Annotated in this window: 23 protein-coding genes; 8 read left to right on the top strand and 15 right to left on the bottom strand. The window is 65.0% G+C overall.

Annotated features, from left to right (window positions below; genetic code table 11):
• Window positions 1-30 precede the first annotated feature (30 nt).
• From J0O65_RS24975 to fur, 4 genes are all read right to left on the bottom strand, one after another.
• Window positions 31-1188, bottom strand: coding sequence for a SpoIIE family protein phosphatase (locus J0O65_RS24975; protein WP_353056244.1), 1158 nt, complete (start codon window positions 1186-1188; stop codon window positions 31-33).
• Window positions 1189-1428: 240 nt separating this feature from the next.
• The gene (locus J0O65_RS24970) at window positions 1429-2019 is read right to left on the bottom strand and encodes an NAD(P)H-dependent oxidoreductase (RefSeq protein ID WP_215409852.1); all 591 of its coding nucleotides are present in this window, start codon (window positions 2017-2019) and stop codon (window positions 1429-1431) included.
• A 59-nt stretch (window positions 2020-2078) separates the two neighbouring features.
• Entirely contained in the window at window positions 2079-2444 is a 366-nt protein-coding gene (locus J0O65_RS24965; protein WP_215409851.1) for a MerR family transcriptional regulator, read from the bottom strand.
• A gap of 69 nt (window positions 2445-2513) precedes the next feature.
• Window positions 2514-2951 (bottom strand): ferric iron uptake transcriptional regulator, encoded by a 438-nt coding sequence (gene fur, locus J0O65_RS24960; RefSeq protein WP_076566678.1) that lies wholly within the window; start codon window positions 2949-2951, stop codon window positions 2514-2516.
• Window positions 2952-3285: 334 nt separating this feature from the next.
• Here fur and J0O65_RS24955 point away from each other — a divergent pair, with 334 nt between their 5' ends.
• Window positions 3286-3903: an OmpW/AlkL family protein gene (locus J0O65_RS24955; protein WP_215409850.1), complete on the top strand. Its 618-nt coding sequence runs from the start codon at window positions 3286-3288 to the stop codon at window positions 3901-3903.
• Window positions 3904-3984: 81 nt separating this feature from the next.
• Here J0O65_RS24955 and J0O65_RS24950 read toward each other — a convergent pair whose 3' ends face one another.
• The 4 genes from J0O65_RS24950 to J0O65_RS24935 form a co-directional block, all read right to left on the bottom strand.
• Complete coding sequence (locus tag J0O65_RS24950; protein ID WP_215409849.1) at window positions 3985-4812, bottom strand: MetQ/NlpA family ABC transporter substrate-binding protein; 828 nt, start codon at window positions 4810-4812, stop codon at window positions 3985-3987.
• 25 nt (window positions 4813-4837) lie between these two features.
• The gene (locus J0O65_RS24945) at window positions 4838-5512 is read right to left on the bottom strand and encodes a methionine ABC transporter permease (RefSeq protein ID WP_152251093.1); all 675 of its coding nucleotides are present in this window, start codon (window positions 5510-5512) and stop codon (window positions 4838-4840) included.
• On the bottom strand, window positions 5505-6314 hold the full coding sequence (locus J0O65_RS24940) for a methionine ABC transporter ATP-binding protein (RefSeq protein WP_215409848.1): 810 nt from the start codon (window positions 6312-6314) through the stop codon (window positions 5505-5507). Before J0O65_RS24940 ends, J0O65_RS24945 begins: the two co-directional genes overlap by 8 nt.
• A 319-nt stretch (window positions 6315-6633) precedes the next feature.
• Window positions 6634-7092 (bottom strand): YbaN family protein, encoded by a 459-nt coding sequence (locus tag J0O65_RS24935; RefSeq protein WP_215409847.1) that lies wholly within the window; start codon window positions 7090-7092, stop codon window positions 6634-6636.
• A gap of 456 nt (window positions 7093-7548) precedes the next feature.
• Here J0O65_RS24935 and J0O65_RS24930 point away from each other — a divergent pair, with 456 nt between their 5' ends.
• Window positions 7549-8115, top strand: coding sequence for a YceI family protein (locus tag J0O65_RS24930; RefSeq protein WP_215409846.1), 567 nt, complete (start codon window positions 7549-7551; stop codon window positions 8113-8115).
• Window positions 8116-8205: 90 nt separating this feature from the next.
• On the opposite strand, the gene J0O65_RS24925 is transcribed toward J0O65_RS24930, so the two are convergent.
• Window positions 8206-10014, bottom strand: coding sequence for an NAD(P)/FAD-dependent oxidoreductase (locus tag J0O65_RS24925; RefSeq protein WP_215409845.1), 1809 nt, complete (start codon window positions 10012-10014; stop codon window positions 8206-8208).
• 142 nt (window positions 10015-10156) lie between these two features.
• On the bottom strand, window positions 10157-11299 hold the full coding sequence (locus tag J0O65_RS24920; protein ID WP_215409844.1) for a sigma-54-dependent Fis family transcriptional regulator: 1143 nt from the start codon (window positions 11297-11299) through the stop codon (window positions 10157-10159).
• 213 nt (window positions 11300-11512) lie between these two features.
• On the opposite strand from J0O65_RS24920, the gene J0O65_RS24915 reads away from it, so the two are divergent.
• The 3 genes from J0O65_RS24915 (at window position 11513) to J0O65_RS24905 (ending at window position 16036) form a co-directional block, all read left to right on the top strand.
• On the top strand, window positions 11513-13015 hold the full coding sequence (locus tag J0O65_RS24915) for an alginate export family protein (protein WP_215409843.1): 1503 nt from the start codon (window positions 11513-11515) through the stop codon (window positions 13013-13015).
• A gap of 28 nt (window positions 13016-13043) precedes the next feature.
• A complete protein-coding gene (locus J0O65_RS24910; RefSeq protein WP_502793591.1) occupies window positions 13044-14372 on the top strand; it encodes a serine hydrolase domain-containing protein in 1329 nt (442 codons plus the stop codon).
• A gap of 113 nt (window positions 14373-14485) precedes the next feature.
• On the top strand, window positions 14486-16036 hold the full coding sequence (locus J0O65_RS24905) for a CHASE2 domain-containing protein (protein ID WP_215409842.1): 1551 nt from the start codon (window positions 14486-14488) through the stop codon (window positions 16034-16036).
• 50 nt (window positions 16037-16086) lie between these two features.
• Here the strand turns inward: J0O65_RS24905 and J0O65_RS24900 are convergent, their stop codons facing one another.
• The 5 genes from J0O65_RS24900 to J0O65_RS24880 are packed head-to-tail and all read right to left on the bottom strand — an operon-like array spanning window position 16087 to window position 21973.
• On the bottom strand, window positions 16087-16437 hold the full coding sequence (locus tag J0O65_RS24900; protein ID WP_215409841.1) for a type II toxin-antitoxin system ChpB family toxin: 351 nt from the start codon (window positions 16435-16437) through the stop codon (window positions 16087-16089).
• A complete protein-coding gene (locus J0O65_RS24895; protein ID WP_215409840.1) occupies window positions 16431-16682 on the bottom strand; it encodes an AbrB/MazE/SpoVT family DNA-binding domain-containing protein in 252 nt (83 codons plus the stop codon). The genes J0O65_RS24900 and J0O65_RS24895 overlap by 7 nt, the downstream gene beginning before the upstream one ends.
• 58 nt (window positions 16683-16740) lie before the next feature.
• Window positions 16741-19530 carry an Hsp70 family protein gene (locus J0O65_RS24890; RefSeq protein WP_215409839.1) on the bottom strand — a complete coding sequence of 930 codons (2790 nt, stop codon included), beginning with the start codon at window positions 19528-19530 and terminating at the stop codon, window positions 16741-16743.
• Between the two features lie 2 nt (window positions 19531-19532).
• Complete coding sequence (locus J0O65_RS24885; protein WP_215409838.1) at window positions 19533-21404, bottom strand: Hsp70 family protein; 1872 nt, start codon at window positions 21402-21404, stop codon at window positions 19533-19535.
• Window positions 21401-21973: a DUF2760 domain-containing protein gene (locus tag J0O65_RS24880; RefSeq protein ID WP_215409837.1), complete on the bottom strand. Its 573-nt coding sequence runs from the start codon at window positions 21971-21973 to the stop codon at window positions 21401-21403. Before J0O65_RS24880 ends, J0O65_RS24885 begins: the two co-directional genes overlap by 4 nt.
• A 255-nt stretch (window positions 21974-22228) precedes the next feature.
• On the opposite strand from J0O65_RS24880, the gene J0O65_RS24875 reads away from it, so the two are divergent.
• From J0O65_RS24875 to urtA, 3 genes are all read left to right on the top strand, one after another.
• Window positions 22229-22840: a transglutaminase-like domain-containing protein gene (locus tag J0O65_RS24875; protein WP_215409836.1), complete on the top strand. Its 612-nt coding sequence runs from the start codon at window positions 22229-22231 to the stop codon at window positions 22838-22840.
• 16 nt (window positions 22841-22856) lie between these two features.
• Window positions 22857-23645: a DUF4349 domain-containing protein gene (locus J0O65_RS24870; protein ID WP_215409835.1), complete on the top strand. Its 789-nt coding sequence runs from the start codon at window positions 22857-22859 to the stop codon at window positions 23643-23645.
• Between the two features lie 187 nt (window positions 23646-23832).
• Complete coding sequence (gene urtA, locus J0O65_RS24865; protein ID WP_215409834.1) at window positions 23833-25086, top strand: urea ABC transporter substrate-binding protein; 1254 nt, start codon at window positions 23833-23835, stop codon at window positions 25084-25086.
• Window positions 25087-25186: the final 100 nt, after the last annotated feature.

The following is a 25186-nucleotide window of genomic DNA, read 5'->3' as shown; positions in this document are numbered from 1 at the left end:
TGTTGATAAGGTGGCTCGATGGCGCCAAAACTACAGGCGGAAACAGAAAAAGGTCAGGTCGTCGCGGCGCGGCTGCCTGCCTTGCCAGGCGGCGCTGTCCTGCAGCAGCGCCGCCGCCACCTCGCCGGCCGGTGCGTCGCGCCGCGCCAGCAGCTGCTCGCGCATGCGCCGCTTGCCGTAGGCGATGTCGCGCGCGCCGCCGATCTGGTCGAGCAAGCCGTCGGTGGTGAGGAACAGCAGGCTGCCGGCGGGTATGGCCAGCGTCTCGTTGTGCCAACAGTAGCCGGCCGGCGTGTCGACATAGCCCACGCCCATGCGCGCGCCGTCGATGGCGCGCACGGTCTCCTCGCCCGGCGCGACCACGTGCAGCGCCAGTTTCGCCCCAGCGAAACGCAGGCTGGCGCTGGCCGTGTCGTAGCACAGGAAGGCGCAATCCATGCCGTCGTTCGAGCCGGCGTGGCCGGCGGCCGCGCCGCTGCCGGCGCCGTCCTGGCCCAGCAAGGTCTTGATGGCGCGGCTGACGGCGCCGATCAGGGCGGCCGGATCGCGCGGCCCCAGCTCGCGCAGGGCCTGGCTCAGGGCCGACGAGGCGATCAGGGTCATGAAGGCGCCCGGCACGCCGTGGCCGGTGCAGTCGGCGATGGCGGCGAACCAGCCACCCGCGTGGCGCTCGAAAAAGTAGAAGTCGCCGCCGACCACGTCGCGCGGCTGCCATTCCAGGTGCGCGTCGGGCAGGGTGGCGCGCAGCTCCGCATCGGAGGTGCGCAGCAGGGCGCGCTGGATCACGCTGGCGTAATCGATGCTGTGCATGATCTGGCGGTTCTTTTCCGCCTGCATGGTGGCCACCACGTTCATCAGCTGTAAGCCGAAGCCCACGCCGGCCAGCGCGCCATCCTCGGTGATGATGAAGCCGTCGGCCAGCGCCTTTTCGCCCGCTTCCACGGCGCGGAAGGTGAGGTCTTCGATGCTCATGGCGCCGTCGACGATCAGCGGCTCCTTGTCCATGAAGGCGATGCAGCTCTTCTTGCCGTACACCTCGTGATAAAAGGGCTTGGACATCTGCGACATGAAGATGTTGCGGCTGATCAAACCGATGGGCTTCTGCTGCTCCGTGACGGGCAGGCTCATCATGTCGCGCCTTTCCGTGAACAGTTCCAGCACGGCGAAGTTGCTGGCGTCGGCCTGCACGGATTCCGTGGGAATGCACAGGTCAGACGCCACGGACGTGCGATAACGGGGAAGATGCAATCGAGAAGCGTTGAACTCCACAGCGGCTACCTTTACATGACGATCGGACCCTTGTTGTCGCGAGAGCAAGGCGACTGACAAACAGGCAATATCATCATGGTAGCCTGTGAATATGACGGCTTGATTACCGGCTTGTCAAAACCGTATGCAAGATGGCTGCATGGCAAGCCGTTGCCGGGCTTACAGGCGCCGCGCCAGCGCCTGCGCCTGTTCCAGCCAGCGCGTCCGCTGCGCTTCGGTGGAATGGATCATGGGGCCAAAGCTGGCCACCTTGACGGGCTTGACGCCGCAAAATTCCAGCGTCGTCTTGCGCAACTGGTGAATGCCCGGCATACGGTAGACCCAGCGGAAATACCAGGGCGGCGTGTCCATCGCCACCAGCAGCTGCGCCGTGCGGCCCTTCAGCAGCTGCGCGGGGAAAGCCTTGCCCGGGCGATACTTGAAGGCGAAGCCGGGCAGGAAGACGCGGTCGACGAAACCTTTCAGCAGGGCCGGTGCGCCGCCCCACCAGATGGGGTAGGCGAACACCAGGTGCTCGGCCCAGGTGATGGCTTCCTGCGCCGCCACCAAGTCCGCTTCCAGCGGCTGTATCTGGCGGTAGCCTTCATGCAGGTTCTGGTCGAAGTCCAGCTGGCCCAGGCGCAGCTCGCGCACGGTGTGGCCTTCGCTGCGGGCGGTGGCGGCGTAGGCCTCGGCCAGGGCGGCGCAGAAACTGTCGCTGGACGGGTGGCCGAGGATGATCAGGACGCGTTTGGGTGCTATTTGGGGCATGATGCAGGCTTTCCATTAAAGAACAGCCTGCATGCTAAAGCCTGCCCCTAGTGGCAGAGTCAAGCGGCCGCTTGAAGCTGCTGGCGCGCCAGGCAGTCGCGGATTTCCGTGTCGATGCCGGCCAGTTGCGCGTCGAGCTGGCGCAGGCGGGCGATATCCTGCCGCACCTGCGCGCGCTTGGTGGCGATGTGTTGCGACAGGGCGGCCCAGTCGGTCTCGTCGCCGGCCAGCACGGGCAGCAGTTCGGCCAGCCGGAAGCCCAGTGCTTGCGCCTGGCGTATGAGTCTGACTTGCGCCAGGTCTTGCTGCGTGTAGACGCGGTAGGCGCCCGAACGGCGCACGTCGCCCAGCAAGCCCAGCGCTTCATAGTGGCGCAAGGCCTTGGGCGAGGTGCCCGCCAGGCGGGCGATTTCTCCGATGTACATGGATGATCCTTTCTCAAGCGTGAGCGAATCTTACCGCAAGGCAGCGGCGCCCAGGCGGCCCAGGCAGCTTCAGGCCCGGCGCGGCGGGATTTTCTTCGCCGTGCACTCGGCGCAGGTGCCGTACAGCGATAGCGCGTGTTCGTGCAGCACGAAGCCGCGCTCGGCGGCGATCTCGTTCTGGCGCAGTTCGATGCCTTCGTCGACGAATTCATCGACCTTGCCGCACCCCGTGCAGACGAGGTGGTCGTGGTGCTGGCCTTCGTTCAGCTCGAACACGGCGTGGCCCGATTCGAAATGCCGGCGGAACAGGATGCCCGCCTCGGCAAACTGCATCAGCACGCGGTAGATGGTGGCCAGGCCCACGTCGATCTTTTCGGCCAGCAAGAGTTTGTAGACATCGTCCGCGCTCAGGTGCTTGATGCCGCCTTCTTGAAACAGCTGCAGAATCCGCAAGCGGGGGATGGTCACTTTCAAGCCCGATTCACGCAGTTCCCTCAATATATCCATGTCTCCCATTCCTTTTTGTAGTCGCCCAGCGAGGTGTTCCATTATATCGCAAATGATAATCATTACTATTCTCATGTGCGAACGAAACATAGTATGCCGCGCGGGTCGGTGGCAATCCAGTGACATCGGCGCAAGTGGCGATTGCGTGGCGGGCAACTTGTGCCGGCATGGCGCGCAGGCAAGCGGTCACGCTGCATTGCCGCATTTTCTTGACCTGGGCAAAGGAAAAAATCCCTCTAGTGATGCCATCTAGCACTATTTGATGTGGATCAAAGTTTTTGTTGCACTGCACTCTTAGACTTCGCAGCGTTACTTAACGACAGAGGAAAACATAATGAAAACGTCCGCAACTGCAGCAGCAATCGTCCTGGCCGCCATCGGCGCATTCGCCGGCAACGCCATGGCACAGGAAAGCCCATGGCTGGTCCGTGCGCGCGCCGTGCACATCGATCCGGCCAACAAATCTGCTCCTGTTGGTGGCATCGGCGCATCGGACACGATCCACGTCAGCAGCAAGACGATTCCTGAAATCGATATTTCGTACTTCTTCACCCCGAACATCGCTGCCGAGCTGATCCTGACCTACCCGCAAAAGCATGACGTTACCTTGTCCGGCACGAAGATCGGTACCTTCAAGCACCTGCCGCCGACCTTGTCGCTGCAATACCACTTCATGCCGGAAAAACAGTTCAGCCCATACGTGGGCGCCGGCATCAACTACACGAATATCTCGGACGTGAAATTGCTGAACGGCGCAGGCCGCCTGGAGCACGACAGCTGGGGCTACTCGCTGCAAGCCGGCGTCGATTACAAACTGGACAAAAACTGGTCCTTGAACTTCGACATCAAGAAAGTACAGATCCGCAGCGACGTACTGGCCGGTGGCGCCAAGATCAGCGAAGTCAAGGTCGATCCTATCCTGATCGGCGTTGGTGTGGGTTACCGTTTCTAAGCTTTGCATGACAGCGCCCGCGCGGCGCGGACAATAAAAAAGGACGGCTTCGCCGTCCTTTTTACGTTTGGTGCACGCCGTTTATTTTTTCAGCGTCTTTTCCAGCGCCAGCTGGTAGTCCGTCTTTTCGTAGCCGGCCAAATACTTGTTCGTCGCGTCGAGGAAGGCGCGCGAGCGGTAGGCCGCTTCCAGGTCCTTGACCCAGGGCTTGGCCTTGTCGGCCGTGCGGATGGCGACCAGGTTGATGTAGCTGTCCGAGATCTTTTCCACACTCAGGGCCGACGTCAGCTTCATGCCGGCGGCCAGGGCGAAGTTGCCGTTCACGAAAGCGTAGTCGGCGTCCGCCAGCGAGCGTGGCAGCTGCGCCGCTTCCAGCGGCACCAGTTTCAGCTTCTTCGGGTTGTCCAGCACGTCGCGCTCGGATGCGCGCAGCGGGTCGACGTTCGGTTTGAGCTTGATCCAGCCCATCTTGGCCAGCATCACCAGCGCGCGCGCCTGGTTGGTCGGGTCGTTCGGCATGGTGATGGTGGCGCCGTTCCTGACTTCCGCCAGGGTTTTCTGCTTGCCGCCGTACAGGCCGATCGGCATGGTCGGCACGGTGATCAGGGAACTCAGTGGCAGCTTGTTATCGGTGGCGAACTTGGTCAGATACACGATGTGCTGGAACACATTGGCGTCCAGCGAACCTTCGGCCAGCGCGTAGTTCGGCTGCACGTAGTCGTTGAATTCGACGATCTTGACCTTGTAGCCCTGTTTTTCCAGGATGGGCTTGATGCCCAGCTTCAGCTGGTCCGAGTACGGGCCGGAGCTGGTGCCGATGACGAGTTCTTTCGGGTCCTTGGCGTGGGCGGCGGTGGCGAAGGCCAGGCTGGCGGCGGCCAGGAGCAGGGTGCGGCGAAGGTGGTTCATGTAGGTCCTTGTTTCTGAATAGGGATTAACGTTTGTCGAGGCGCTTGGCGATGCGCGTGCCGGCGAACTGGATGGTTTGCACCAGCACGATCAGGATGGCCACGGTGGCGACCATGATGTCCGTCTCGAAGCGGTAGTAGCCGTAGCGGATGGCCAGGTCGCCGATGCCGCCGCCGCCCACCACGCCGGCCACGGCCGAATACGACAGGAAGCTGATCGACAGCACGGTCAGGGCCAGCACCAGGCCGGAACGCGCTTCGACCAGCAGCACGCGGAAGATGATCTGCATTTCCGACGCGCCCATGGCGTGCGCCGCCTCGATCACGCCGCGCGGCACTTCGCGCAGGTTCTGTTCCACCAGGCGCGCCAGGTAGGGAATGGCGGCGAACGACAGCGGCACGCTGGCCGCCAGCGGGCCGATCGAGGTGCCGGCGATGATGCGCGTAAACGGCGTCAGGGCGACCAGCAGGATGATGAAGGGGAAGCTGCGCACGGTGTTCACCAGCCAGCCGAGGATCGTCGACAGCGGCCGGTTTTCCAGCGATTGGCCTTCCGAGACGAGGAACAGCAGGATGCCCAGCGGGCCGCCGATCAGGATGGCGGCCGTCAGGCCGATGCCCAGCATGGTCATGGTCTGGCCCAGCGCCACCCAGATTTCCGGCAGCAGCTTGATGACGTTATTGATCGATTCTTCAAACATGTGTTGCATCCTTCCATGCGGTGGCTTCAAACGCCTCGGTACCGTAATAAGCCAGCTCGCGTCCCAGCGCCGTCTTGCGCGGGGTGGCCGTGTCGCTCAGATCGAATTGTTCGGCGATGGCGCCGTTTTCCACGACGGCCACGCGGTTGCAGATGGCGCCCAGCACCGACAGCTCATGGCTGACGATGACGATGGTCACCCCCAGGCGCGCATTGATGTCGCGCAGGGTGTCGAGCAGGGCGCGCGTCGTTTCCGCGTCCAGCGCGGACGTCGGCTCGTCGCACAGCAGCACGTCCGGGTGGCTGGCCAGGGCGCGGGCAATCGCCACGCGCTGTTTCTGCCCGCCCGACAGTTGCGCCGGATAGCTGTGCTGCTTGTCGGACAGGCCCACCAGCGCCAGGCACTCCTCGACGCGGGCGGCGATCTGCTCGCCCTTGACCGCGCCATGGATTTTCAGGGGGAAGGCGACGTTGTCGAAGACGCTGGCGTTTTGCAGCAGGTTGAACTGCTGAAAAATCATGCCGATGTTCTGGCGCGCGTCGCGCAGCTCGCTCTTGCCCAGGCGGGTCAGTTCGCGCCCGGCCACGGTAATGGTGCCGCTGTCGGGACGCTCGAGCAGGTTAATCAGGCGCAGCAAGGTCGATTTGCCGGCGCCGCTCTTGCCGATCAGGCCGAAAATATCACCGGGATAGACTTCCAGCGTGACCGATTTGACCGCGTGGAACTGTTCGCCCTTGGGCAGCGCGAAGGTCTTGTTCGCGCCATCGATGCGAATCACCGGCGTACGGTGTGGTGTGGTCATGCAGTGTTTCCTTTTTTATTGGACCGTGACAGGCTTGCTTGGCCAAATCGCCCAGCCTGCTACGTCGGTTGCGTAGTATACCTCCGATCGTGTTATTACTCCTACGACAGAATCTTGCTTTGAATATGCAAATAATGTCTATGCGCCAGTTTGCAAGTGGAAAAAGCGGGAAAGCGCCGTTCTTGCCGAATTTAATCGCGTGCACGGGCGTGACGTAGCCGTATCTTGGTGAAAAGTTCGACGCGCCCTGCGCAGGCGTCGCGGTGTTTTTATGCGCAGTTCGGCTGACTTGCCGTTTTTTCGACGCGGGGACGGCGGTTTACAGCCTGCCTTTGTCCTCTTCGCGGGCAGATTCTGCTCCGCTGGCGGCAGGACCTTCGGGACGCCGCAACAGGTAGACGAGGACGGCGATTTCCATGGCGCCCACCATGGCGATGACCCACCACGGCGGATGGCCCAGGCACATGGCGACAAAGCCGATGGCCATGCCCAGGCAAGCCATGGCCTTGCCGCGCCGCGAGACGGCGCGGTGTGCGCGCCATTGGCGCAGCGGCGGACCGAAGCGGGGATGGTGCAGCAGCCAGTGCTCGAGGCGCGGCGAGGCGCGGCTGAAGCAGGCCAGGGCGAGGATGAGGAAAATCGTCGTCGGCATGACGGGCAGCATGGCGCCGATGATCCCCAGCAGCACCATCAGGGCGCCGGCGGCGGTCCAGGCCCAGCGGCGCAGGCGCACGCCATGCGCCTCGCGCAATGGCGCCGGGGCGGGCGTTTCCCGCATCAGGCGAAGGCTCCGGCGCTCGCGCCCTGGCTGCGGGGTCGGCAATAGGTGGGGTGCGGGTTCAAGGTGTTCGTATCGTGGCGGGTGGCCGTCATGTTTTTCTGCTCGGTGTTCAGCGCTATTATGGAGGAATCAGGGCGGCGCCGCATGCGCACCCGGGCCGCGATGATCGCAGCCTATAGAATAATAACAAGAATCATTCTCATTTGCTGGACTGTATAACGCTGGATATTTTTGACAAGGCAGACAATAATCGGCAACAGAAGACGTTGTCGCGGACATTATTGCCGTTATTATCGATTTTTTCGATGCTAACTAGGTATATTTTCCGTTTTACATCGATCTTCATGCCATGCATAATCTGTTGCAACTGAAGCCAGACAAGCAGCCTCAGGCACTATTCGCCTGCAGCTTCTTGCGGTTTTGACATCCTCCACTTCTTGTTAGGAACCTACAATGAAAAAACTGCTCGCTTTTATCGCCGCCGCCGGCTTCTCGCTGTCCGCTTTTGCCGCTCCAGAAGTCTATGTCATCGATGGCAGCCACACCTTCCCCCGCTTCGAGTACAGCCACATGGGCTTCTCGACGCAGCAAAGCCGTTTCAACAACACCACCGGCAAGATCACCCTGGACCGCGCCGCCAAGACGGGCGCCGTCGAAGTGCTGATCGACACCAAGTCCGTCGATACCGGTTCGACCCTGTTCAACTCGCACATCCAAGGCGAAGATTTCCTCGACACGGCCAAGTATCCGGTCGCCACCTACAAATCGACCAAGTTCAACTTCGACGGCGACAAGCTGGCGTCCGTGGAAGGCAACCTGACCCTGAAAGGCGTGACCAAGCCAGTCACCCTGAGCGTCACCTCGTTCACCTGCGCACCGCACCCGATGCTGAAGAAAGACGCTTGCGGCGCCAACGCCACGGCCAAGATCAAGCGCTCGGAATTCAACGCCGGCAAATATGCGCCAGCCGTCAGCGATGACGTCACTTTGACGTTCGCGATCGAAGCGATCAAGCAGTAAACTGCTGGGGTCTGACCCCACATTTTCGCTGCAACGTAAAACGGCGGCGGACTTCGGTCCGCCGCCATTTTTTTTACCTGCCTTCGGTTATTACGCCAGGTGATGCACCTCCTGCTGCCCGTACACAGGGGTGTTCACCCCCTCCATGCGCGCCTTCAGCTGCAGCGACAGGTATTGCGAATAGTGGCGCGACTGGTGCAGGTTACCGCCGTGGAACCACAGCGCTTGCTGCTGCGTGGGCTTCCACATATTGCGCTGCTCGCCCTCCCACGGGCCCGGGTCCTTCGTCGTGGCGGAGCCCAGGCCCCACACCTTGCCCACCTTGTTGGCCACCTCGGGCGAGATCAGGTCGGCCGCCCAGCCATTCATGGAACCGTAGCCGGTGGCGTACACCACCAGGTCGGCCGGCAGTTCCGTGCCGTCGGACAGCACGATGGAACGGGCTTTCAATTCCTGCACGCCGACGCCGCTTTTCAGCTTGATCTTGCCCTCGGCGACCAGCTCGGACGCGCCCACGTCGATGTAGTAGCCGGAGCCGCGGCGCAGGTATTTCATGAACAGGCCGGAATCGTCGTCGCCGAAATCGAGCATGAATCCCCGTTCTTCCAGGCGCGCATAAAAGTCCGCGTCGCGCTCGCGGATGGCCTGGAAGACGGGCTTCTGGAAGTCGGCCAATATCTTGTACGGAATCGAGGCGAACGTCAGGTCGGCCTTGTTTGTGGTCATGCCGGCCGCCAGCGCGCGTTCCGAATACAGGTCGCCCAGCGCCAGGTCCATCAGGGAATCGGACTTGACGATGTGCGTCGACGAGCGCTGCACCATGGTCACGTCCACGCCCGCTTCCCACAGGGCGGCGCAGATATCGTGCGCGGAATTGTTCGCGCCGATGACCACCACCTTCTTGCCCACGTACGCGTCCGGCCCCGGATGCTGCGACGAGTGCTGCTGCTCGCCCTGGAACACGTCCATGCCCTTGAACTTCGGCAGGTTCGCCTTGCCCGACATGCCCGTGGCCAGCACCAGCTGCTTCGGCCGCAAGGTGACGGGCTGGCCGTCGCGCAGCACCTGCACCGTCCACTCGCCCGTGGCTTCGTCGAAGCTGGCCGATTCGCAGGACGTCGCACCCCAGTAGTTCAGCTCCATCACCTTGGTGTACATTTCCAGCCAGTCGCCGACCTTGTCCTTCGGCGTGAAGACGGGCCAGTTGTCGGGGAAGGGGATGTAGGGCATGTGGTCGTACCAGACCGGGTCGTGCAGGCACAAGGACTTGTAGCGCTTGCGCCAGCTGTCGCCGGGGCGCGCGTTTTTCTCGATGATGATGGTGGGGACGTTCAACTGGCGCAGCCGCGCGCCCAGCGCGATGCCGCCCTGGCCGCCGCCGATGATGACGCAGTAGGGCTGGCGCGCGTAGCCCAGTTCCCTGGCCTCCTGCTCGCGCTGCTCCAGCCAGCTGCTGCGATTCGTGCGCGCGCCGTGTTCCGCGCCCATGGGCCGCCGGCCGCCCTTGGCTTCCTCAAAACCCTTCAATTCGCTCATGGTGGTAAGCAGGGTCCAGATCTTGCCGTCGCGGATGCGGATGAAGCCCACGCCGCGCGCCACGTGCGTTTCCACCGTGATCCAGCTTTGCAGCACGCCGCCGGCCTCCACCGCATGTTCGCCGTCGGCGATGCGGATGGACACCGGCTGCACGGCGCCCAGCTGGGCGGCCAGCATGGCGGCGATCTGTTCGCGGCCTTCCAGGGTTTTCAGGTTCCAGGTAAACAGCACCAGGTCGCGCCAGTAGCCGTCCTGTTCGAACAGTTGCGCGGCGCCCGTGCCGTCATTGGCGCGCAGCGCGCCTTCGAGCTGTTCCAGGATGCCGGCCACGGCCAGGTCGTGCGGCTTGATATCGGTTTGCATCGTGTCTCCTCCAAGTCTGCTGACTGTATGATGGGATGCGGCTGTGTTGCCGCTGACGACGTTGTAACACTGGCGTTCCGGCCCCGCATCCCGCAGCGCAGCATGGCGGAATCTGAGACGAAAATCTCAGCTGTCAAACGGGCTACTGGCGGTGCGGCGGCGCGATGTGCAGCTGCTTGAGGCGCCGGTACAGGGTGGCGCGCGAGATGCCCAGCATGGCCGCCGCCTGCAGCGGGCGCCATTTGGCGCTGTTCATGGCATGCACGATGCGCGTGCGCTCGGCCTGTTCCTGCGGCGTGCAGGCTGCCACGTCATCGGTCACGGGGGCCGTGTCCTTGACGCGTGCGCGCATGCTGGCCTGGCGCAGCGGCGCGCGCACGCGGGCGTGCAGCCAGCTGCCGCCGCCGGCCAGGCGCAAAGACAGCAGATTGTGTCCGGCCCGCGCATCGAACAGCCGTTCGGCGCGCACTTCCAGCACCTCGCCCACGGGACGCGGCAGGGTAGCGAGGCCCCCGATGACGTCGCGCGCGCAGCCGTTGGCGGCGACGACGTTGCCATGTTCGTCGATGGCGAGCAGCATCTCCGGCTGCACTTCCACGAAGTGGCGGTTGCGGTGCGCCAGCAGGATGCAGCAATGGCCGTAGGACTTGAGAAAAAAACCGTCCTCGATCAGGGTCGCGCCTTGCCGCACCAGTTGTTTCACCAGGCGCTGGCTGTCGCGCGCGTCGGGCGAATTCAGGGCCGACGCATCGAGCACGCCGATCAAGTCGCCGTGCGGCGAAAAAATCGGCGCGGCGCTGCAGGTCAGGCCCGTGAACGCGGCGCGAAAATGGTCGGTCTTGTGCACGGTGATGGCTTCCTGGTCGAGCAGCACGGAAGCGATGCCGCACGTGCCTTCCTCCTCTTCCGACCAGCACGAACCCGGATACAGGCCCGCCTTCTTGAAGTCCTTGCGCTGGGCCGCGTCGACCACGTAGTCGATGGTCACGCCGCGCGCATTGGCGAGGATGACGCAGTAGCCCGCTTCGCGCACCATGGCGTGCAGGCGCGGCAGGCACTGGCCCGTGGAACGCAGAAAATTTTCCTCGGACTGCTGGATGGCGCGCAGTTCGGCGCCCGTCAGGATGCGCGGCCCCGTGGTGGAGGCGGGGTCGAGCCGGTAGTCGTCCAGCGAGCGCCGGTACGACGAAGCCAGCCTGGCCATATCGGCTCCCGGATGGACGATGCGGCCGGCGATCAGGTCGCGCACGCGGTCGATATGGCTGGTCTGGCGGACGTAGGGCATGGCGCTCTCCAGTGTCTCGGTTGCTGATGTGTTGACGCTTTTCCGTTTGTAGCACGAAGCGCAGGCGCATGCATGCCGCATTGCAGCACGGCACTGCCGTGAGACGTTCGTCTCAAGACGCGGCCCGCACAATAGGATGCTTTACAACAACAAAAAAGAGCATCTCTGATAACATCGGCTCAACTATACAGTCAGCTGACGCGAGGGATATCCATGGCAATGCAAGCGACGTTCCCGGTAAGCCGTTCACTCGCCCTCGCCCTTTCCCTGTTGGGCTGGAGCACCGTCTGCGGCGCCGCCGGCCAGCTCGATCCCGATGGACAGAGCAGCATGGAAAAGGAAGTGGCCCGGCGCGCGGCCGTCGAACCGGCCATCGGTGCCGACTGGCAAGTGACGCGTTCCGTCGAAGCGGGCGTGCAGGTGGCAGGCGAGAGCAAGCTGTTCTGGAAGCTGTCGAACACCCCGGCGCGCCAGCCCGACTTCGATTTCAACCCCTACTGGTACGAGTTCTACGTCAAGCCGGCGCTCGGCTTGAAGCGCAACCTGAGCGACGGCAAGCAGCTGTATGCGCGCGTCTCCGCCGTGGGCTCGGGCACCGTGCGCCACGATCCGTTTGGCGCGGGCGACACGGGCCGCATCTCGATCGAGGAATTCGTCGCCGGCATCCGCATGCCGCTCGGCGGCACGCGCGCCATGCTCGACCTGTCGGCCGGCGCGCAGAATTTCACGCTGGGCACCGGCATGCTGGTCGCCAATGGCGGCTCGAACGGCTTTGACCGCGGCGCGCTGAAACTGGGACCGCGCAAGGCCTTCCAGAATTCCGCGGTGGCCAGAATAAGCCAGGATGCGTTCAGCGCCCAGGCGTTTTACCTGGACCCGAATGAAAACCCCGACAACGATTCGGGCACGCGCCTGGTGGGCGTCGACGTCAGCTACGCGCCCGCGAACGACCGCAAGGCCGGCATCGCATATGGCAAGGTGCCCCGTTCGCATGCCGCGTATCCGCAGGCGGCGCCGGGCGGCATCGGCGCACCGCTGGCCGTGCCGGACGGCCGCAAGGATTTGCAATTCGTGTATGGTTATGCGCGCGTTCCCGTACTGCCCAGCGTGCTGTCGAAAGGCTGGTTCGGCGTCGACGCGGCGCGCGAATGGAATACGCGCGAGCCGATGCGGGCCTGGGGCTGGCGCACGGAAGGGGGCTTTTCCCTGCCTGACGTGGCGTGGACGCCGAAGTTCACCCTTGGCTACCAGAGTTTTTCCGGCGACGATCCGCACACGGCGCGCAACGAGCGCTTCGACCCGCTGTTCTTCGAGGGCACGCCGGGCGCCTGGGCTTCGGGCAGCAAGGCGACCTGGGTCTTCGTCAATGCCAACGTAAATGCGCTGCAGGCCACCATCGAGCTGCACCCGACGCCGAAAGACACCGTGACCGCCTACCTGGCCCAGGTGCGCGCCAACCGGATGGGCAGCCCGCTGCAGTTCGGCCAGGCCACGCGCCTCGACGTGCCGGGCGATGCGCCCGTGGTGATCGCCGGCGTGTTGCGCCCGATGCTGGCGAACGATGTCTTCATCAAGTATGTGCGCGTGGTGAACCCGAATACCTATCTGACCCTGGGTTTCAGCGCTTCATTCGCGCAGTCGGGCGTCAACCAGCTGGTGAACGGGCAGGCCAGGACGTGGACGGGCTGGCTGGCCAACGTCGTATGGGTCTATTGAATATTCTGTCTATCAAGGAGAGCATCGCATGAACGATTTCCCCAGCATGAAACGTCTGGCACTGGCCGCCGCCTGCCTGGCGCTGGCCGCCGGCGCCCATGCCGCAGAGCCGACGGCGCCGCTGTCGGCCGCCGCCAGCGATCCGGCCGCATTGAAATGGATGGTGGGCGCGCCGCCGCCGGCCGATAAAATCATCCGCTTCGACGATGGCAGTTATTTCACTTTTCCCCAGTTGCGCTGGAGCGTGTCGCACTTCCGCCAGCTGATGCCGACGGTGAATGTGTCGCGCGGCCTGGGGGCGCCGCAGCCCCTGCAGCGCGCGCTGCGCAAGGATATCGACAGCCTGCGCTTCACGCCTTTGGGCGCGAAGGAAACGATGACCTGGGAGCAGTCGCTGGGCGCCAATTACACGGACGGCATCGTGGTGCTGCACCGTGGCCGCATCGTGTATGAACGCTATTTCGGCGTGCTGAAGGATAGCGGCCAGCATGGCGCCATGTCGGTGACGAAATCCGTGATGGGCACCCTGGGTGCGGCGCTGGTGGCCGAAGGCAAGCTCGATCCAGGCAAGAAAGTGGCCGAGTACGTGCCGGAACTGGCGAAATCCGCGTTTGGCGACGCCACCGTGCGCCAGGTGCTCGACATGACCACGGGCCTGAAATTCAGCGAAGATTACGCCGACCCGAAGGCGGAAGTGTGGCAGCATGCGGCGGCCGGCAATCCGCTGCCCAAGCCCAAGGACTACACGGGGCCGCGCAGTTATTTCGAGTACCTGCAGACGGTGCGGCACGAGGGCAGGCATGGCGAGGCGTTCGGCTACCGCACGGTGAACTCCGACGTGCTGGGCTGGATCATCGCCCGCGCCACGGGGCAGAACGTCAACGAGTACCTGTCCGAGCATGTCTGGCGCAAGCTGGGCGCCGAGCAGGATGCCTACATGAGCGTCGATTCGACGGGCACGCCGTTTGCCGGCGGCGGCTTGAGCGCGGGCTTGCGCGACCTGGCCCGCTTCGGCGAGATGCTGCGCAACGATGGCCGCTATAACGGCCAGCAGATCATTCCGAAGGCGGCGGTCGAGGACATCCGCCGCGGCGGCGACAAGCAGCTGTTCGCCAAGGGCGGCTATGATTTGCTCAAGGGCTGGAGCTACCGCGACATGTGGTGGGTCACGCACAACGACCATGGCGCCTACATGGCGCGCGGCGTGTACGGCCAGCGCATCTATGTCGATCCGAAGGCGGAAATGGTAATCGTGCGTTTCGCCTCGACGCCGACGGCGGCCAATGCGGCAAACGACCCGACCACCACGCCGGCCTTTGAAGCGCTGGGCAAGCTGCTGCTGGCCAAGCCGAAGTAGGAGGGGGCGTGTCAGCCGTGCGGCGGAACGGGCACAACTGCAATACACTGTCCTTTCGTCATCACTTGTTGCTTGGGTGATAATTTACTCGCCGCACGCAAGGGGAATGCACCGTGGAGACCAGCCCGCCAGACCAACCGCGCCCGCCCCTCTGGCGGCGCCTGCTGTGGCCAGTCGCCCAGCTGGGCGCGGCATTCAAGCTGACGGGTACGCATCTGCTGCACCACGTGATCGGCGCCAGCCTGATCGCCGCGCTGATGCTGGCGCTGGAAGGTTTTCACGTGCTCGAATGGCTCGATGCGGCCATGTTGCGCGCCAGCGCGGCGCAGGGGCAGCTGCTGGACCGGGGCAAGGACCCGGGCGCCGCCTACCGGCCCGGCATCATCGAAATCGACCAGCCAGCGTTTGAACAGGTCTTCGACGAGCGCGAACCGCTGGAACGCACGCGTCTGGAACAATTGATCGCCAGCGCCGCCGCGCGCGGCGGCAAGGTGCTGGCCATCGACCTGGACCTCGCGCCGGCCGTCTACGAGCAGGATGCCCCGGGCGAGCGGCCGCTGGACCGCCTGCTCGACCGGCTGGCCGCCGATGGCCGGCAACTGGTGCTGATCCTGCCCGAACAATCGGACCGGAACGCGAACCTGCCGTGGATACGCGCGCGCTGCGCGGCCGGCATCCATTTCGCCAGCCCGCGCATCCGCGAGCGTATGGGCGCCGTCACGCGCATCGAGCTGAAAAGCCCCGTGCTGGCGGCCGTGGCCTTCGAGCTGGCGCATGGCGCCGACGAGCAGGAGCAAAAGCAGCCCATGCCGGCCATCCTGTCCGAGCAAAAGCAAGGGCTGCCGCTGGCTGGCCGCGTGTGCCAACTGGCGCGGCGCGCGGGCAGCGAAAAGGAATTGGCGCGCTGGGCGTTCGAGCCCGTGATCCATGGCGACGCCAGGGCGGCGGCCGAACAGAACGCCGTCACCGCGCCGTTTCACCCGACCGCCGTGGCGCCCCAATTTTTGAATCCCACGCGCACGCGCGTCAAACTGATCGATGGCCAGGCCGGCGTGGATGCGGGGGCGCTGCGCAAGAACGTCGTGTACATCGGCAGCAGTTATGATGTGCGCGACCGCTATGCGACGGCCGAAGGCGAGCAGGCCAGCCTGCACCTGCATGCGGCCGCCCACGCGTCGCTGGGCATCGGCACGGCCGACGTCAACAAATATGCCGTGTTCGCGGCCGACATCGTCATCGGCGTGCTGCTGGGCTGCCTGTTCGGCGGCCTGTGGACCCTGTATGGCCGCGCCGAGCTGGCCATCGACAAGCGCATGGAAGACCACGATTTCAGCCGCCTGCACCGCATGGGCACCCTGGCCGAATTCTATGGCATCCGCCTGATGCTGGTGCTGGTATGGGCCTCGCCGTTTGCCATCGGCGCGCTGGCCATCTACGCCTCGCGCGGCTTGCTGGAGCAGGGCTGGTGGGTCAATCCCGGCCCCCTGATCGCCGGCATGTTCCTGCACGCGATGTCGCTGCGCGACGAAGCCCACCATCCGCACGAGGAAGTGGCTGGCCTGTCCGTCTGGGCCCGGCTGCGCCGCACGCATCCGGGCATCGTGCTGGTGCAGGCGCCGCTGGCGGTGCTGCTGTTGATCATCGCTGTGAACTGGAATAGGTGAAGCTGGCCTGCGGCTTGGCGCAGTATCGCGGGTCGCGTATCGACTGGGATTTAATCGATAATGGCGCGCAGGCGTGCCAGCGCGTCTTCCACCACGAACTCGGGCGCGGTTTCGATGCGCTTCGCGCCGCGCGCTTCAAGGTCGAGCATGCGGATCTGGTTGACCAGCGCCACGCCTTGCGTTGTCGTGCCGCTGCCGCTCAATGAGGCGGCAAAGCCCGCGTGACGGGCAAAATCGCCGCCTTGGGTGATGGGGGCGAGCAGCACGACGCCGAGCGCGTTGAAGACGCTGGAGGACAGCACCAGCGCTGGCCGGGACGCGCCGCGCTGTTCACGGCCTGCCGTTGGCTCCAGATTGACCATCACGATGTCGCCACGGCCGAACTGGACGCGTTTTACCATGCTTCGCGGCCTGCCGGTTTGACATGGCACCATGCCGCCATATCGGCCGGTTCTGGCGCCGTGACATCGCATTGGGCAACCAGATCATCGAGCGTAAAGGCGGGGCGCTTGGCTTTCAGGAATACGCCGTCGGGACGCACATCGACCGCCAGCTTGTCACCCAGCGACACCTTCAGCATGCCGAGCAGTTCTGTTGGCAAGCGCACGGCCGCGCTATTGCCCCATTTTTGGATCGATAGTTCCATATGGCCTCCTATGTATCTACATTGTAGATTCATGTAATCGCATAATCAAGAACGGTGTTCACCCGATCAGCTTCAACCCCGGCGGCAGCGCCTCGCCCAGCATGCGTTTCGTGTTCGCCTCGTCCAGTTGCGTCACTTCGCCGACCATCGCTTGCCACAGGGGCGGGGCGCCGACGGCTTTCAGGCGGGCGAGAATGGTGGCGCGCAGGTCGTCGGCGATGTCGCGCGAGCGGTCGCCCGTCATGCGCGCCAGGTGGGTGGCGGCAAACGCCGCCGGCTCCGTTTTTTTCCAGTCCAGCGCCAGCAGCACCTGCAGCCAGTCGGCCACGGTGGCGCTGTCGACCACTTCGTGCGCGCTGCCGTGGAAGGGCTGGCGCGCGCCGACCCTGGCCAGCGCCCACAGGGTATTCGTGTCCGCCGCTTCGCCCTTCTTGCTGGCTTTGTCCAGGCGTTTGATCAGCCAGGCGCCCACTTCCGCCTTGTAGGCGCCGGGAATGCGTTCGAGCGAGGCGCCCAGGCGCAGCATGTCGTCGTCGCTGCCATTGACGAGGGTGACGGGGCGGCTGCCGCGCTGGGCCGCATCGGCTTGCAGGTTGAAGGCGAAGTCGTCCAGCAGGCGCAGTTGCTGCTCCGTGCTCAAGCCGCCGGCGACCCGGCGCCACAAGGTCCACCATTCGGCGCACACCTGGCTGTCCTTGTGATGCTGCACGCCCGTGTCGAACAGGGCCCACAGCTGCTCGATGCGCCACGGGTCGAGCGCGTCGCCATAGCCGGGACGCAAGCAGTAGCCGGCCAGGTTCAGCCAGACACGTTCGTGCTCGGCGGAGCGGCGCCGGCCGCGCGCGCGCAGCAGAAGGGCGTCGAACAGCTGGCGCAGCAGCGGCGTATCCCAGCTTTCGCGCCCGCCCAGGCCCCGTTCCAGGTGCTGGCGCAGCTGGCGCACTTCTTTCACTTCCACCTTTTGCGCCTTGCCGCCGAAGATGCGCTCGATCTTCTCGATGGCTTCCTTCACGCGCGGCGAGACGGCTTGAGCCTCGCCATCGTCTTGCTCCTCCTTGCCAGCGCGCAGCTGGAATTCCAGCAGCCAGCGCGCGCTTGCATCGGCTTCGGCCACGCAATGCACTTCCAGCGTGCCCACTTCCGTCATGACGGTGGCCAGCTGCACGGTGATTTCGCGCTTGTCATTGCCGTCGCTGGCGTGCAGCACGCTGGCCAGCGGCGGCAGGAGCAGATACTCGCCGGCGTCCAGGTCGACGATCTCGCCCAGTCGTGGCGGCGCGCCCGCCTCAAAGAGGGAGGTGGCCAGGTGGAAGCGCACGGGCCGGCCCAGGCGCAGCGCGAACAGGCGCTCCGTCAGGCGGATTTCTTCGCCGCTGGCGCTGCCGCGGGGCAGGATGCAGACGGCGCGACGCTCCTTGCCCGCCTCGCCCAGCACGAGAAAATAGCTGCGCGGCGAACCGCCGCCGATGCGCGGCGCCTGGCCGCGCCGGGCCAGCGCGTAGGCGACGGCGCCACGCGCCACGGCCACGTCGGGATTATCGTTATGCAGGATGGTCAGGGGCTGGCCCCGCCAGTGGGCCAGGGTGTCGGCCAGGCGGCGCGCCAGCGCGTCGGCGCGGAACACGCCGCCGTTCAGCAGCAACGTGTCGGGCAGTTCCCCCGCATGCTGCTGCAGGAAGCTGGCCAGTTGGCGCGTGATGGCCGCGTCCTGCGCATACGGCAGGCCGAATTCGACGATGCCGGCGCGGCCCTTTCTGGCCACCTCGCTCAATTCCACCCTCGGGAAGAAGCCGTCGACCACCATCGCCGCCACTTCCTCGCGCGTGACGTCGACGGAACGGCTGGCGCCGATCAGGCGCGAGCCGGCGCCCAGCAGGGTGACGGTCGCGCGCTCCGGCGCGTCGATCGACAGCAGCAGCTCCTTGGCGGCGCGGCAGCGTTCCATCAGCTGCGACAGGCGCGCGGCCGACAGCTTCATGCCGCCCTCGACGCCGGCGGCCATGCGCGTTTCCACCAGGTGGGCCAGCGCCAGGTCCATATTGTCGCCGCCGAGGATCAAATGGTTGCCCACGCTGCTGCGCGTGAGCTGCGGTTCGCCATCGTCGTCGAAGGCCACGTCGATCAGGCTGAAATCCGTGGTACCGCCGCCCACGTCGCAGACTAAAATGCGGCGCGTATTGGCCAGGTCGTCGCGCAGGGTGGCGCGCCGTCGCTGCAGGAAATCGTAGAAGGCCGCCTGCGGTTCTTCCACCAGGCGTAGCGCCGGCAAGCCCGCCATGCGGGCCGCTTGCAGGGTGAGTGCGCGCGCAGCCTCGTCGAACGAGGCGGGAATGGTCAGCACCAGTTCCTGGCTTTCCAGCGGAGCCTCGGGGAAGCGGTGATTCCAGGCGGCGCGCACATGGGCCAGGTAGCTGGCGCTGGCCGCCACGGGCGACACCTTGGCCACGTCGGCGTCCGCGCCCCACGGCAAAATCGGCGCCTGGCGGTCCACGTTCGCATGCGACAGCCAGCTCTTCGCGCTGGACACGAGCCGGCCCGGCACTTGCGCGCCGAGCTGGCGCGCCAGGGCACCGAGCACGGCATGCTCGACGCCAGCCACCTCGTGCTGCGGCCATGGCAGCGTCAAGTCGCCCGCCGCCAGTTCGCCGGGGGCGGGGTGGTAGCGCAGGGACGGCAGCAGGGGGCGTGCGCCCACTTCGCCGGGAGCGACCAGCTGCTCGATGGCGAACAGCTGTATGCCCGCCTGCGCATCGGCGGCATCGGCCGCATTCGCATAGGCGACCACCGTGTTGGTGGTGCCCAGGTCGATGCCGACCAGGAAGGCCGGCTTGCCCGCGGCGCTGCGCATGCCTATTGCTGCGGCGTGCCGCGCACGTCGAATTCCACCTTCCAGCGCTCGGCGCCGTCGGTAGACACCGCCAGCAACTCCAGGGTGCCCGCTTCCGTGACGCGCGCGTGCAGTTTCACCTGCACCACGTCGCCGGCCGACCGGCCTTCGGCGGACAAGGTCGCCTGGATTTCGCTCAGTTCCTGCAATTCATCGGGACCCCAGAAGTCGAGCAAGTCGCCGATCTGGTCGTTGCGGCGCGTGGACGAGGCGAAGAAGCGGAAGTGCACGGGTTCACCGACGACCAGGCCGAATTGCTGGCCCGGCAGTTCCAGCTCGCTGCCTTCTTCCATGCCGAACGGCGCCACGCACAGGGCCTGGATCGGCGGTTCCATGCCGGGGATGGCCGGCATGGCCGACTCGATGGCGACATAGAAGGAACTGGCCGTGCCGCCGCGGATGCGCACGCCATGGCCGCGCCGCACATAGCTGTAATAGGCGGCGCCGCGCGCGACGGCCAGGTCCAGGTCGGCCCCTGCCAGCATGCGCGCCGGTTCCGCGCCTTCCATGTACAGCCAGTCGTTGACGGTGGCCATGATGCGCTGGACCAGCAGGTCGGACTTGAAGACGCCGCCGTTGAACAGCACGGCCGTCGGGTGCAGGAAGCTGGCGTCTGCCGACTGGCGGCCCGCGAAGCCTTCCAGTTCGGCGGTCGCCGCCACTTGCCGGCCCAGGAACGCGGCCAGGTGGCGCGTGATGGCCGCGTCCTGCGCATACGGCAAGCCCAGTTGCGTCAGGCCGGCGCGCGTGCGCACGGCGGGGCGGCTCGACGCTTCCACCTGGGGGAAGAAGCCGTCGAGGATGAAGGTGGACACTTCGGCGCGCGTCAGTTCCGTGCGGATGGAGCCGCCGATCAGTTTCGAGCCGCGGCTTGGCACGACGATGGGCGCCGTTTCCAGGCCGCTGTCGGCCAGCAGGCTTTCCTTGGCGCCGCGGCAGCCATAGGTCAGCGCGCGCATTTGCCAGGCGTCGAGCTGGGTGCCGTTGGCGGCCAGCTTGCGCGCCACCAGGTGGGCCAGCGCCAGGTCCATATTGTCGCCGCCGAGCAGGATGTGTTCGCCGACGGCCACGCGGTGCGGTTCCAGCACGCCGTCGCGTTCCAGCACGGCGATCAGCGAAAAGTCGCTGGTGCCGCCGCCCACGTCGACCACTAAAATGATGTCGCCCGGCTTGACTTCCTTGCGCCAGCGCCCCTCGCTGGTCTGGATCCAGCTGTACAGGGCCGCCTGCGGCTCTTCCAGCAGGGTCAATGAGGTGTAGCCGGCCGCCTGCGCCGCTTCCATCGTCAGCTCGCGCGCGGCCGGGTCGAACGAGGCGGGAATCGTGACGGTGATTTCCTGCTCGGCGAACGGCGCTTGCGGGTGGGCGTTGTCCCAGGCCTGGCGCAAGTGCGTCAGGTAGCGCGTGGCGGCCGTGATGGGCGAGATGCGCGCCACTTCCGCCGGCGCGTCGTTCGGCAGGATGGCCGCGCGGCGGTCCACGCCCGGGTGGCACAGCCAGCTTTTCGCGCTGGAGACCAGACGGATGGGCGTGGTGGCGCCGCGGCTGCGGGCCATTTCGCCGACGACGAACAGCGCTTGCGCTTCCTCGGTCACCCAGGGCAGGGCCAGGTCGCCCGCCGCCACTTCATCGGCGTGCGGCAGGTAGACGAACGATGGCAGCAGCGGCAGCTCTTCTACCGTGCCCGGCGCCGACAGCTGCGGCACTTTCAGCACGCCGTGGCTCGATTGCTCGCCGTCGCTTTCGACCAGGTTCACATACGACAGCGCGCTGTGGGTGGTGCCCAGGTCGATGCCGATGGCGTAGCGCGCGGTGGTGTTGGTTTGATCGTTCACAGTTCCACCTCGGCCGGTGCCAGGATGGCGGCGTCGTGCTGCTCGCTCAGCTTCGGCAAGCGCACGCTGGAAGCGCGCCAGCCGCGGTGGCTGAGGGTGCCCGTGAACGGCGCGGAACCGACGACGTTGCCCGTCAGGCGCACTTGTGCGGAATCAAAACCTTCCTGCAGCACGATGCGGCTGCCTTCGGCTTCCTGGCGCACGGGGGCGATGGTGAAGTATTCGCGCATGACCTTGGCGCAGCCTTCATGCACGACGCGGGCGGCCGCGCCGATGTCGGCGTCGGCATGGCTGCCCAGGTTTTCCTGGGTGAAGTCGATCAAGCGCGCTTCGCGTTGCAGCAGGGCCAGCAATTGCAGGGCCGCGTCCGGCGTCGCTTCTTTCAAAATCACGGGCGCTGGCGCAGGAGCAGGCGCCACGGGAGTGACGGGAGCGACGGGCGCAGCCTCGGGCAGGGACAGTTTTTCCACGCGGGCCGCATAGGCGGCGTCCGACAGGGTGCTGAAGAAGGCGCCGAAAGCCAGCGGGACTCGGCGCCAGAACGATGGGTGGGACGATGGTGTGCTCATAGGAACTCGTTTCTCTGATCTGTAGGGGAGGCGTCGGCGGCGGGGGCCGCTTCGCAGGGTGTTGCATGCGCCGGCCCAATGGGACCGGCTGGCGTTTGCCCGCATGATACCAGCTACCGGGCCGCCGCCAAAGTCGCCGGCCCCCGCGCAGCGAGCCGGATGCGTGGTTTTTCTTTGTTCCTGCGCAAGGAAACGCTCGATTTCATGCCGCTTCGACTAAAATCGCGCTTTATCTTTTCGCATGACCTTGATGCCATGGTTACCGACTTTTCCCCCGACTTTTCCATCTATCTGGCCAGCAGCCAGTATATCGACAGCGACCATCCGGCCGTGTGCGCCAAGGCAGCCCAGTTGGCGGCAGGCGCGCCGGGCGACGCCGCCATCGCGGCCCGCTGCTTTGCCTTTGTGCGCGACGAGATCGCCCACAGCTGGGATTACCAGCGCAATCCCGTCACTTGCCGCGCGTCCGACGTCTTGCAGCATGGCACGGGATACTGTTATGCGAAGAGCCATCTGCTGGCCGCGCTGCTGCGCGCCAACGGCATTCCGGCCGGCCTGTGCTACCAGCGCCTGGCCGTGGGCGAGGTGGGGCCGCCGTTTTGCCTGCATGGCTTGAACGCCGTGTATCTGCAAGACTTCGGCTGGTACCGCATCGATGCGCGCGGCAACAAGCCCGGCGTCGCGGCCGCCTTCACGCCGCCGCAGGAGCAACTGGCCTTTCCCGTGCTGGCGCCCGAAGAGCGTGACTTGCCGGAAATCTGGCCGGCGCCGTTGCCGCAGGTGATCGCGTCCTTGACGGGCCATGCGACCGTGCAGGACGTGGCGGCGCACCTGCCCGATGTCGAATTGCTGCCGCTGCGCAAGTAAATTACAGAAAGAAAACATGAGAAAAGTGTATGTTGGCTTGATCGGCCTGTTGCTGCTGGCCGGTTGCGGCGGCAAGGGCGAGAGCGGCGGGCAATCGAGCGCCGCGCGCCTCGATGGCAAGGAAGCGGGCAGCGAGTTTCTTGCCTATGAACATAACGTCAGCGTCGATACGCACGAGGCGCAAGTGCGGCCCCTGTATGAAAAAGTGGTGGCCGCCTGCAAGGCCGATACGGAAAACGGCTGCCTGCTGCTCGATTCCAGCCTCGACAGCGGGCGCTACGTGCATGCGCGCATCAGCATGCGCGCCAAGCCGGCCGGCATCAGGAAGCTCGTCGCGCTGGTCGCGGCCGAAGGCGACGTCACCAGCCAGGGCACCAAGGTGGAAGACCTGGGCCGTCCCGTGCTCGACAGCAAGAAGCGCCTGGAGATGCTCAAGCAATACCAGGCGCAGCTGCAAGACCTGGAAAAGCGCTCGGGCACGAACGTCGATGCGCTGATCAAGGTGAGCAAGGAACTGGCCACCGTGCAAGTGGAGCTGGAGCAGGCGACGGCGGCCCACGCCCTGTTGATGCAGCGCATCGATACGGACTTGCTGAACGTGGCCATCAGCGCCGAAGGCAAGCAATCGTTCTGGCGGCCCGTCAAGCGCGCGCTGGGCAATTTCACGGAAAACCTGTCGGAAGGCGTGGCCAACGCCATCACGGCCATGGCTTATATCCTGCCGTGGCTGATCGCGTTCGTGCTGCTGTTCCCGCTGGGACGCAAGGGCTGGCGCCGTTTGCGAGGTGCACCGCGCAAGATGTAAGGCCTGCCGCGCACCGTTTTACGGCAATCTGAAACCTGGCTGCACAGTCCTTGTGCAGCCAGGTTTTTTTTCGTGCGGCGCTGGCGGGCACGCACCATGGCGGACGACGGCTGGCGCTGGCATGCATTCTGCTTTAACAACATCGCAGGCCCAGCTCGACCCCCACGAACCCATCACAGGAGTCCCCATGTCACGACGCATCATCCTGAAAGCGGCCGCCGCCGGCGCAATCGCCCTGGCCACGTCCATCACCATGCAGGCGGCCTGGGCCGCCGATACCATCAAGGTGGGTATCTTGCACTCCCTGTCGGGCACCATGGCCATCTCCGAAACGTCGCTGAAAGACGTGGCGCTGATGACGATCGCCGAGATCAATGCCAGGGGCGGCGTGCTGGGCAAGAAGCTGGAAGCCGTCGTCGTCGACCCGGCGTCGAACTGGCCGCTGTTCGCGGAAAAAGCGCGCCAGCTGGTGGCGCAGGACAAGGTTGCCGTCGTGTTCGGCTGCTGGACGTCCGTGTCGCGCAAGTCGGTTTTACCCGTCTTCAAGGAACTCAACAGCCTGCTGTTTTACCCGGTGCAATACGAGGGCGAGGAGCTGGAAAAGAATGTGTTTTACACGGGCGCCGCGCCGAACCAGCAGGCGATACCCGCCGTGGAATACCTGATGAGCAAGGATGGCGGCGGCGCCAAGCGCTTCGTGCTGCTGGGCACCGATTACGTGTATCCGCGCACCACCAACAAGATCCTGCGCGCCTTCCTGAAAAGCAAGGGAGTCAAGGATAGCGATATCAGCGAGGTCTACACGCCGTTCGGCCATGCAGACTATCAAACCATCGTCGCCAACATCAAGAAGTTTTCCGCGGGCGGCAAGACGGCCGTCATTTCCACCATCAATGGCGACTCGAACGTGCCGTTCTACAAGGAACTGGGCAATGCGGGATTGAAAGCCACGGACGTGCCCGTCGTCGCGTTTTCCGTGGGCGAGGAAGAGCTGCGCGGCATCGATACCAAGCCCCTGCTGGGACACCTGGCGGCGTGGAATTATTTCGAGTCCGTCAAGAATCCCGTCAACGCGGCCTTCATCAAGCAGTGGAAGGCGTATGCCGTGGCGCAAAAGCTGCCGAATGCGGGGTCGGTCGTGACGAACGACCCGATGGAAGCGACCTATGTGGGCATCCACATGTGGGCGCAAGCCGTGGAAAAGGCGAAATCGACGGACACGGACAAGGTGATCGCCGCCATGGCCGGCCAAAGCGTGAAGGCGCCATCGGGCTTCACCCTGACCATGGACGCGAGCAACCACCACTTGCACAAGCCCGTGATGATCGGCGAGATCAAGGCCGACGGGCAATTCAATGTTGTGTGGAAAACCAAGGAAACAATACGCGCCCAGCCGTGGAGCCCGTTTATCAAGGGCAATGAGGGCAAGCAGAAGTTGTAGGAGCTTGCGCGTCGCATCGTCATCGCAACCCCAGGCAAAGAGCTGGGGTCAGTAGCCTCGCGATCGGAATGCGGCCCCATTGGGGCGCATTCCCCCGGCG

This window comes from Janthinobacterium sp. JC611, assembly GCF_018682595.1.
Classification (GTDB): Bacteria; Pseudomonadota; Gammaproteobacteria; order Burkholderiales; family Burkholderiaceae_D; genus Janthinobacterium.
This window is presented reverse-complemented; position numbering and strand designations above follow the sequence as displayed.